At 58.8% G+C, this 10,754-nt stretch carries 7 protein-coding genes and 1 other annotated feature; all 7 genes read left to right on the forward strand.

Annotated features, from left to right (window positions below; translation table 11 throughout):
• Positions 1-179 precede the first annotated feature (179 nt).
• Positions 180-436 (forward strand) — a binding site (T-box leader).
• Between the two features lie 78 nt (positions 437-514).
• From aroF to ABGT74_RS03695, 7 genes are read left to right on the forward strand one after another with little or no spacing between them, the layout of a single operon-like run.
• Positions 515-1,531 carry a 3-deoxy-7-phosphoheptulonate synthase gene (gene aroF / locus ABGT74_RS03665; RefSeq protein ID WP_346704502.1) on the forward strand — a complete coding sequence of 339 codons (1,017 nt, stop codon included), beginning with the start codon at positions 515-517 and terminating at the stop codon, positions 1,529-1,531.
• An 8-nt stretch (positions 1,532-1,539) separates the two neighbouring features.
• Complete coding sequence (aroB, locus tag ABGT74_RS03670; protein WP_346704503.1) at positions 1,540-2,607, forward strand: 3-dehydroquinate synthase; 1,068 nt, start codon at positions 1,540-1,542, stop codon at positions 2,605-2,607.
• 13 nt (positions 2,608-2,620) lie between these two features.
• On the forward strand, positions 2,621-3,712 hold the full coding sequence (gene aroC / locus ABGT74_RS03675) for a chorismate synthase (protein WP_297283508.1): 1,092 nt from the start codon (positions 2,621-2,623) through the stop codon (positions 3,710-3,712).
• Positions 3,705-4,844, forward strand: coding sequence for a prephenate dehydratase (pheA, locus tag ABGT74_RS03680; protein WP_346704504.1), 1,140 nt, complete (start codon positions 3,705-3,707; stop codon positions 4,842-4,844). The genes aroC and pheA overlap by 8 nt, the downstream gene beginning before the upstream one ends.
• A gap of 4 nt (positions 4,845-4,848) precedes the next feature.
• Entirely contained in the window at positions 4,849-6,120 is a 1,272-nt protein-coding gene (gene aroA, locus ABGT74_RS03685) for a 3-phosphoshikimate 1-carboxyvinyltransferase (protein ID WP_346704505.1), read from the forward strand.
• 4 nt (positions 6,121-6,124) lie between these two features.
• Positions 6,125-7,510 (forward strand): shikimate kinase, encoded by a 1,386-nt coding sequence (locus tag ABGT74_RS03690; RefSeq protein WP_346704506.1) that lies wholly within the window; start codon positions 6,125-6,127, stop codon positions 7,508-7,510.
• Positions 7,511-7,568: 58 nt separating this feature from the next.
• Positions 7,569-10,568, forward strand: a complete 3,000-nt coding sequence (locus tag ABGT74_RS03695) for a phosphodiester glycosidase family protein (protein WP_346704507.1) — start codon at positions 7,569-7,571, stop codon at positions 10,566-10,568.
• Positions 10,569-10,754: the final 186 nt, after the last annotated feature.

Here is a 10,754-nt window from a genome sequence, read left to right on the forward strand (position 1 = left end):
GGCAGACAGCCAATCGCCTGCATAAACATTCCGTCCTGTTTTACTTCCATTTGCATCACCTGTCCTACTCTATGCCCGGCCTGTCCCGAATATGACTGAAACACAACCGTGAAACACAACCGTAACAAAAACGCCATTGACAATCCGGCTCGACAGGCATATAATAGGTACAAATATTGCACAAAGCGATGACAGAGGAAAGTAATTGTTCCAAGTGCGGCTTTCAGGGAGTGTCCGGCATGACTGGAAACGGACGCAGGCGCCGGCACAATGAAGTTCCCTCTTGAGCTGCGGCGCTGAAAAGCAGTTTCCAGTAGGCGCCGACGGACTTCCTCCGTTACAGGGATAGGATATTTTCGTATCCGAAAAAGTGCGGCATCACTTGTTATGCCGAATGTGGGTGGTACCGCGGAACCGTTTGTCTTTCGTCCCTCTTTGTGGATGAAAGGCTTTTTTTGTGCTTTTTCCGCCGGACAAACACCAATCCCACATCATTCCAAAGGAGAGATAAAATATGATTATCATTATGAAGCAGGGCGCGACGCGCGAACATGTTGAGGAACTGTCCCGCCACATTGAACGCTGGAACGTCAAGGCCAACCCGATTTACGGCGCAGGCACGATCGTCATTGGTCTGGTCGGCGACACGGGCGCAGTCGATAAGGACGCGCTGCTGCGCGACCCGCAGGTCGAGAACATCCTCAAGGTGCAGGAGCCGTTCAAGCTGGCTAACCGCAAGTTCCATCCGGACAACACCGAAGTGACCATTGCGCCGGGCGTTGTGGTCGGCGGCAAGAAACTGGTTGTCATGGCAGGCCCCTGCTCGGTCGAGAGCGAGGAGCAGATCATCGACGTTGCCAAGCATGTGCAGGCGGACGGCGCAACCGTGCTGCGCGGCGGTGCATGGAAGCCGCGTTCCTCCCCGTACTCGTTCCAGGGTCTCAAGGCCGAGGGACTTGAGCTGCTGCACAAGGCGCATGAGGAAACCGGCCTGCCGGTCGTTACCGAGATCACGAATCCTGCGCACATCGACCTGTTCATGGATAAGTGCGATTGCTTCCAGGTCGGCGCACGTAACATGCAGAACTTCGAGCTGCTCAAGGAACTCGGTCAAACCGACAAGCCGATTCTCTTGAAGCGCGGCTTTGCCAACACAATGGAAGAATTCCTGATGAGCGCTGAGTATATCATGGCAGGCGGCAACGAAAAGGTCATCCTGTGCGAGCGCGGCATCCGCACCTATGAAAAGTACACCCGCAACACGCTGGACATTTCGGCAGTGCCGGTGCTCAAGCGCATGAGCCATCTGCCGGTCGTCGTGGACCCGTCTCACGCAGGCGGCATCTACTGGATGGTCGAGCCGCTGGCAAAGGCCGCGGTCGCCGCAGGTGCGGACGGCCTGATGATCGAGGTGCACAACGATCCTGCGCACGCCCTGTCGGACGGCGCACAGTCGCTGACCTATGATTCTTTCCACGAGACCATGCAGAGTCTGCGTGCAGTGGCGCAGGCTGTCGGTCGCGAGATTTGAGGCACGCTATGGATATCAAGGGCGCTATTCCCCCGCGCGAACCGCTGACGTTGCAGGGTGCCGCGGGCATTTCGGAAATTTATATCGAAACCGGCCTGCTGGGCCGCGCGGGCAAGGCGATGTTGGATGTGTTCTCCCCTTCCCGCGTGCATATCGTAACCGACTCGACGGTTGCGCCGCTCTATCTGGAAACGCTCGCGCAGCAGTTTACTCTGCCGGTGAGCTCAACCGTCATTCCCGCAGGCGAAGAGCACAAACGGCTTTCCACGGTGGAGGGCATCTACCATGACCTGCTCGCCGCGGGCATGACGCGCAAGGATCTCATCATTGCGCTTGGCGGCGGCGTGGTGGGCGACATCACGGGCTTTGCCGCCGCGACTTTCCTGCGCGGCGTATCGCTGTGCCAAATTCCGACCACCCTGCTGGCGCAGGTAGATTCCTCGGTCGGCGGCAAGACCGGCGTAGACCTTGACGAAGGCAAAAACCTTGTCGGCGCGTTCTACCAGCCGCGGCTGGTGCTGATTGACCCAGAGGTGCTGAAAACGCTGCCGGACACCACCTTTGCCGATGGTATGGCCGAGGTTGTCAAATACGGCTATATCGCCAACCCTGCAATTCTGGAAATGGTGTCGCAGCCGGACTATAAGGCGCACATCGGCGACGTGATCTATGAATGCGTCAAGATCAAGCGCGATGTCGTCGCCATTGACGAGCACGATACCGGTCTACGTATGATCCTCAATTTCGGCCATACGGTTGGCCATGCGGTGGAAAAGCTCGGGAATTATACCGAGCTGACCCATGGGCAGGCCGTCGCGATCGGTATGGTTGCCGCGATGCGGCTGAGCGCGCTGCGCGGCGACGCTGACCTGTCCGCGCCGCTCATAACGCTGCTTCAGCAGCTTGGATTGCCGACCGAGCTGACACATGACCGCGAAGCGATTTTCCATGCGCTGCTGTCCGATAAAAAGAAATTCGGCAGCACGGTCAACTTCATTCTCGTGCGCGAGCCGGGCCGAGCGGAAATCACGCCAATCGAGGCGGAAACGCTGCACGAATACATTCTCAAACTGTAAGGAGGTTTGCCTGATGGGTTCCACTTGGGGCAGTGCCATTAAAATTTCCATTTTCGGTGAATCGCACGGTGCGGGCATTGGCATCGTGATCGACGGTTTTCCGGCGGGCGTTACATACGATGAGGCCTTTGTGCTGCGGGAAATGGAGCGCCGCGCCCCCGGACGCAATAAGCAGTCCACCCAGCGCAAGGAGGCAGATACACCGCTTATCCAATCCGGCTTTTTGCACGGCCAGACGACCGGCGCGCCTATCTGCGCCATCATTCAAAACACCAATCAGCGCTCCGGCGACTATGCTGCTCTTGCCGCGCAGCCCCGTCCGGGCCATGCGGATTACACCGGCATGGTGCGCTATCACGGCTGCAACGATCTGCGCGGCGGCGGACACTTTTCCGGCCGCCTGACCGCCCCGCTGGTATTCGCAGGCGCGCTGTGCAAGCTGTGGCTCAAAACGCGTGGCGTAACGATCGGCTCACATATCCAGTCGATCGCTCAAATTCAGGATATGCCGTTTGACGATGTGGACATTCCGGCCTCCCAGCTGGACGCGCTGCGCGAAGCGGACTATCCGGTTAACAATCCGCGCGCGCTGGATGCCATGCTTGCCGCCATCGAAGAAGCGCGCGAGGCGCAGGACTCTGTCGGCGGCGTGATCGAGTGTGCAGCCGTTGGCCTGCCTGCCGGCATCGGCAGCCCAATGATGGACACGGTGGAAAGCCGCCTGTCCTCCATTCTGTTTGCTGTACCAGCTGTCAAAGGCGTGGAGTTCGGCGCGGGCTTTGCCTTTGCGGCGCTGCGCGGCTCGCACGCAAACGACACCCTCTATCAGGACGGCAATACGGTCAAAACCGAAACCAATAATAACGGCGGCGTCAACGGCGGCATCACCAACGGCATGCCGCTGATCCTGCGTGTCTGCATCAAGCCCACGCCTTCTATTTCCGTTACACAGCAGACCCTGAATCTCCAAACCGGCAAGGTAGAGCCGCTTTCCATTCACGGACGGCACGATCCCTGTATCGTCACACGCGCCGCGCCGGTCATCGAAGCGGCCTGCGCCATTGCGCTGGCAAACCTCTTCCGGGAGGCAAACGGCTATGCGTGACCTTTCCGAAATTCGGCAGGACATCAACCGCGTGGACGAGCAGATCCGTGCACTTTTCCTCGAACGCATGGAGCTTGCCCTTCAGGTGGCGCAGACCAAAGTCGAAACCGATGACAAGATCTATAAGCCCGACCGCGAAGCCGAAATCATCGAAAAGCGCACTGCGGGCATGGGCGACGAATTGCGCCTGAAATATACCGCGCTTTTGCAAAGCATGATCCGCGCCAGCCGTGAATATCAATACAGCGAGGTACTGCGCCAAAAACCGGAGCGGTTCCCGCTGCATCCATCCGGGAACGAACTCGCCCCCAAAACCGTCTATTATCAGGGCGTGCCGGGCGCATATCAGGAACTCGCTGCGCGGGCGCTCTTCCCGAACTGCGAGCCGCAGCATGTGCCTACCTGGGAACAGGTGTTCCAGTCCGTGCGCGACGGCGTGGCTGACGTGGGCGTTGTTCCGGTCGAAAACACAACGGCCGGCACGGTCAGTGAGGTTTATGACCTGCTGCTTGCTTATGATCTGTCCATCAACAAAACGTATATCAAAAAAATTTCGCACTGTCTGGCCGCTGTAACGGGCGCGCAGATGAGCGATATCCAAAGCGTCTGCTCACACCCGCACGCCCTGCCCCAGTGCCACGCGTTCATCACCGAGCATGGACTGGAAGCGATTGAGGTCGCCAACACGGCGATTGCCGCGCAGAACGTGCAGAAAAAAGGCGACCCGCATCTGGCGGCGATCTGCTCGCGCGAAGCCGCTGAGCGGTACGGCCTGACCGTTCTTGTCGAGGGCATCAATGACCTAAAGCACAACGAAACACGGTTTATCGCGGTCAGCCGCACCCTGACCAGCCGTCCCGAGGACAACCGCATCGAGATCGCGTTCCGCATCCCGAATGTTGCCGGTTCGCTCGGCCGCGTGCTGGACGTCTTTACGCATTACGGCATCGACATGACCAGCATCTATTCCCGTCCAGTCAAGGATAGCCCGTGGTGCTATGTGTTCTATGTGGACTTCACCGGCAATATGCAAGACCATGCCGTGCAGTCCTTGCTCTATCAGCTCCATGAGGAGCTGCCCTACATCAAAGTCATCGGCAGCTATCCGGTTTCCGATGCAACGGAGGAGTAAACAAATGCAAATCCAACCTTGCGGCCCGCTGCGCGGTGAGATTACCGTGCCGGGCGACAAATCCATTTCGCACCGCGCGGTCATGCTGGGCGCGCTGGCAAACGGCACGACCCATATCACCGGCTTTCTGATGGGCGAGGACTGTCTGTCCACCATCGAATGCTTCCGCAAGATGGGCGTGGAAATCGAGATCACAGAAGACGAAGTGATCGTCGAGGGCGTGGGCCTGCATGGCCTGTGCGAGCCGGAAGAAACGCTCTACACCGGCAACAGCGGCACCACCACCCGCCTGCTGTGCGGCATTCTGGCCGGTCAGCCGTTCACCGCAACACTCAACGGCGACGCTTCCATCCAGAAGCGCCCGATGGGCCGCGTTATTAAGCCGCTGCGTGAAATGGGCGCATCCATCGAAGGCAAAAACGATAACTACTGCCCGCTGACGCTCTATCCGAGCGAGCTGCACGGCATTGAGTACCGTCTGCCCGTGGCATCCGCCCAGCTCAAGAGTGCAATTTTGCTCGCGGGCTTGTACGCCGAGGGACAGACCACGGTCATTGAACCCGCCCCCTCCCGCGACCATACCGAGCGCATGTTCCGTGCGCTGGGCGTAGAAATCGAGACCGAGGGCAATACGATCACGCTCGACCCGCCCGAAGATCTTCATGCGGTGGATATCGCCGTACCGGGCGACATTTCGTCCGCGGCGTTCTTTTTGGTCGCGGGTGCGATTGTACCGGGCAGCGAACTGACCATCCGAAACGTCGGCGTTAACCCGACGCGCACAGGCATTCTGGACGTGCTGCGCGAAATGGGCGCGGACATCACCGAATCTAACTTCCGCGACGACGCCGAACCGGTCTGCGACCTGACCGTGCGGCACAGCCGTCTGCACGGCGTCGAAATCGGCGGGTCTATCATTCCGCGCCTGATTGACGAGCTGCCGGTTCTCGCGGTTGCAGCTGCATTCGCGGAGGGCGAAACCGTCATCCGCGACGCACAGGAGCTTAAAGTCAAGGAATCCAACCGCATCGCGGCCATGGTGACCGAACTGACGCGCGCGGGCGTAGACGTAGAGGAAACCGACGACGGCATGATCATCCGCGGCGGCAAAACGCCGTGCGGTGCTTCGTTCGAAACCTACAAGGATCACCGCATTGCCATGAGCCTTGCCGTACTTGCACTGGCTGCACAGACTTCCAGCCGCATCAACGATCCCGAGGTCGTTTCCATCTCCTACCCCGACTTTTTCGACACGCTCGAAGCGTTGGGAGGCTGAGCGCATGCTGCTATCCATGGAAGAATTCCGTGCTTTTGAGCCGGAAAAGCCAACCTATGCCCTGTTCGGCTGGCCGCTCGGCCACACGATGAGCCCGGAGCTGCACGCGCAGCTGTTTGAGGCCTCTGCACAAGACGCGGATTATATCGGCGTTGCTGTGCCGCCTGAAAACCTGCCCGAAGCCTTTGAACTGGCAAAGCGTAAGCTCAAGGGCATCAACTGCACCATCCCACACAAAAAAGCGGTCATCGACCTGCTCGACGAGGTGGACACCGCTGCGCGCGACCTGCATTCGGTCAATACTGTCGCTTTCCGAGACGGACGTGCGGTCGGCTATAACACGGACATCCTCGGCTTTGCCGAGTCGCTTTCGCGCGACGGCGTCAAGCTGCGCGGCAAAAAGGTGCTGCTGCTCGGCTACGGCGGTGCGGCAGCGGTCATGGCGTACCACTGCATCACGCAGGGCGCATACCTGACCATCACGGGACGCAATATGGAAAAGGCCGCAGCGCTGCAAAAACAGCTGTGCGATGCCGTCCCCGGCGCGCATGTTTCCGTATTCAACCGCCGGCACATCCCGCGCGACATTCAAATCGTCCTGAACTCCACACCGGTCGGCATGTTTCCCAAGGAAAACGCCGCTCCCCTGCATTATCTGCCGCACAAAACCGAATATGTGTTTGACGCGATTTACAACCCGCCCGTCACGGCGACGATGAAGCTGGCCAACCCCAAAAAGACCCGCGTGCGTGATGGGCTTTTTATGCTGGTCATGCAGGCTGCACACGCGCAAACCATCTGGTCGGGCGTGCAGTTTACGCCGCAGGCCTGCGAGACCATCCTGCGCCGCACCTACGGCAAAATGGCGGTCAAGCGGCTGCACGAAAAGCATGGCAAGCGCAATATCGTGCTGTGCGGCTTTATGGGCAGCGGCAAAACCACAATCGGACGCAAGCTCGCCCGCTTGACAGGGCTGGAATTTGTCGATGCCGACCAGTATCTGGAGGCGCAGGAAGGCAAAAACATCTCGGACATTTTCGCGGAACATGGGGAAGCCTATTTCCGTGAGCGCGAAAGTGCCTACATCCGCGAGCTGTCCCAGCGCGACGGCATCGTGCTTTCGCTCGGCGGCGGCGCAGTGCTTCGGCAGGAGAACGTTGAGGCGGTCAAGCAGACCGGTCTGCTGATCCATCTGGATACGCCGTTCTTCCGCATTGTGAAAAACCTGTCCTATTCCAACACCCGTCCGCTGCTGGACAAACCGGATAAACAAGCCGAAACCCGTCGGCTATACAATGCACGTAAGGGCATTTACCACCGTGTTTCGGATGTTTCCGTGCGCAGCCCGAAAATTTCCGAGGTGCTGGAAAAGCTCGTCAAGAGCATCTGAACACGCCGCAGCTGCGGCACAGAAATCATTACACTATTCTGAGAAATCGAGGAGGACTATGAAACATTTCGTAAAACTTCCCATTCGCCTGCTGGCAACTTCTCTGGCCGTCGTGCAGCTGTTTTCCGCAGCGGCCGGCGCCGCCTTCACCAATTCGTTTTCTTACTCCTATCCGGTTGGCGAAGGCCTGCAATATACCCGCTCTGAGGGCAAAAATACAGCCGGACTGCAAAAGGCCAATATCCTGACCTATACGCCCAACACCGGCGTTTCCCCCATCATGGTATATGCGGACGAGCAGCTCTACGGCAGTCAGGCAACCATCACCAATGCTGTCAAATATCTGGAAAGCCAGGGAAAGACCGTAATCGGCGGCACCAATGCGGACTTTTTTGTCATGTCCAGCGGCATCCCGATCGGTCTGGTCATTGACGAGGGCGAGTTGATTTCTTCGGACGCATGGCAGTATGCGGTCGGCTTCAAGGCGGACGGCACTGCCGTGATGGGTCGCCCGACCATGAATATGTCGATATCCGGTTCATCCGGTACGGTTTCCATCTCCTACTTTAACAAAACGCGCACCACGGCGGGCGCTTATCTGCTCGATCGTAACTATGACGACTCCACGCACTTCTCCGCAAACGGAACCTATATCATTCTGGAGCGCGTGGACGATACTCCGGTAACCGTCAACCACTCGGTCAAGCTCAAGGTGGTCGATAAGGGGACGGGCAACAGTTCGTTTGCCATTGCAGACAACCAGATGGTGCTGACCAAGTCGGACGGCGCAAATGTCCCCTCCTGGGTGGACTTCCCGGTTGGAGAAGAAGTGACGCTCTGGGTAGGCGCGAGCGACAGCAACTGGGCTGAAGTGGAATATGCCGTCGGCGGCAAGCTGCTGATTGACAACAGCACGGTTACCACCTCGGGCATTGACGCTGCCTCTTCGCGGCGTGCGCGCAGCGCGATCGGCGTGAAAGCGGACGGCACTGTTGTGCTGTACGAGATCGACGGCGACCAGTCCTCGCACAGCGTCGGTCTGACCGCACAGGAACTGGGCAACGAACTGCTTGGGCTGGGCTGCGTACGCGCCATCTGTCTGGATGGCGGCGGCTCCTCAGCGATGGCGCTACGCCAGCCGGGCGAGAGCACGACCTCGCTCATCACAAAACCGTCGGATGGCTCGCAGCGCTCCTGCGCTAACTACATTTTCTTTGTCAGCAACATCCCCGCGGACGGTGTCACCGCGCATGCCGTCCTCACACCAAGCTACCGCTATGTCATGCCCGGCGCATCGACATGGTTTTCCGTCAAGGGCGCAGACGCCTCCTATGGCCCGGCAGACGCGCCGACCGATCTGACCTACACGGTATCGGGTGATATGGGCACTGTGAGCAACCAAACCTTTACCGCTGGCATGACCACTGGCAGCGCCACGATCACCGGCTCGAACGGCGTGGTAGAAGGCTCGATGATGGTCTGCGTCACCGGCGATATCCAATCCATCACACTGCAAAACGACGGCAAGGATATCAGCTCCATTTCCCTCAAGCCGGGTCAGAGCATCAATGTGGACGGCATTGCGTATCACCTCGGTCAGAAGATGGGCTCGGTTGACACCTCGTTTACTTGGACTGTCTCCGATGGCATCGGTACGGTCGATGAAAACGGTGTGTTCACCGCAGGCAGCAGCATGGCAAGCGGCACGCTCACCTGCTCCTATGGCAACACCAGCAAGTCCATTCCGGTCAATGTCGGTATGGGAGACCCGCAGGACGCGGAAACCGTTGCTGATTTTGAAAGCAGCCAGCCCTGCACGGCAACCGACGGCGTGACCCTGTCCACTGTGACCGATTATACGCAGGTCGCCCGCGGCACCGCCTCGCTGAAGGCTGCCTATGACGGCAGCAAAGTAATGACTGCAACTATCTCCGTGCCGCAGACCAATGTTTCCGATATGTCCTATCTGACGCTTTGGACGCGCGGCGAAAACACGCAGAGCACGCTGACTGCGGTCTTTACCGATGCAGAGGGCAACGAGCTGACCGCTCCCCTCTCTGCCACAACCACCAGCAGCTGGAAGCAGCTGACCGCCTCCATCCCGGACGGCGCGCAGGTGCTGACCGGGATCCGCATGGAGCGCAGCGGCTCGGGCGCTGCAAACAGCGCGCTTTATCTGGACCAGATCGTGGTCTCTGCTGACCACGCTGTGACGAACACGGACGCACCGTCTGTTTCGCTGAATAGCACATCGGTGACGGTCGATGCCGGTGCATCGGCTACCCTGACTGGCAAGGCCACCATGGAAAATGGCAAATACCCGGCACGCGCCTCGAACATTGTGGTCAAGGTCGACGGCAAGGTGGTTTCCGGTGCGGCCAGCATGAATGGCTCTTCCCTGTCGGTCACCACCGGCGCACTGAGCGAAGGCACGCACTGCGTCACGATTGACGTTTCGGACGATGCTGGCAACCGCGCGCGCGTCTCGGCTACCATCACCGCCGGCAGCGCGAAAAACGTCTTTGCCGACACTGCCGACCACTGGGCACGCGGTTACGCCTCCCTGCTCAATCAAAACGGTATCATGAAGGGCGAAACCGGCAGCGACAGCAAAACCTACTTCAACCCCGACCGCAACCTGACCCGCAAGGAATTTGCCGTCACGATGGCACGTCTGCTCGGTCTGGATACGTCCTATTCCGGTGAAACCGAGTTTGCCGACGACGCCGACATCCCGAGCTGGGCACGCGGCGCAGTGTATGCCGTCTCGCAGGCAGGCATCATGCAGGGCTCGAACAATGGCGGCGAGCTGTACTTCTCCCCGGATGCGGATATGACCCGCGCCGAGGTCATGACCGTCATTGGTCGCTGCCTGCCGCGCGGCTATGCGGCTGCCACACTGACCTATTCGGATGCGTCCTCGGTTCCTTCATGGGCACTCGATCAGGTTAAAACCTGTGTTTCTGCCAGCATCATCGGCGGCTATAAAGACAACACCTTGCAGCCGCTCGGCAAGATCACCCGCGGCGAAATCGCTAAGATTCTGGCGCTCTTCTAAGCGAAAATCCTTTTGTCCCGCCCCGCACTTAAACCAGTGCGGGGCGGTTTTTCTTCGCGCTTGACAGACGATTTTGACCGTGCTATACTGAATTTCGCAAAAAGTGCATCCACCCGAGTTTTTATCGCCGGATAAAAATTTGAGCGTCATTCTTTCCATCGTAGGCCTTTGAAGATGGAAAGGTTG

Origin of the sequence: uncultured Agathobaculum sp. (assembly GCF_963927765.1) — a bacterium.
Lineage (GTDB): Bacteria > Bacillota > Clostridia > Oscillospirales > Butyricicoccaceae > Agathobaculum.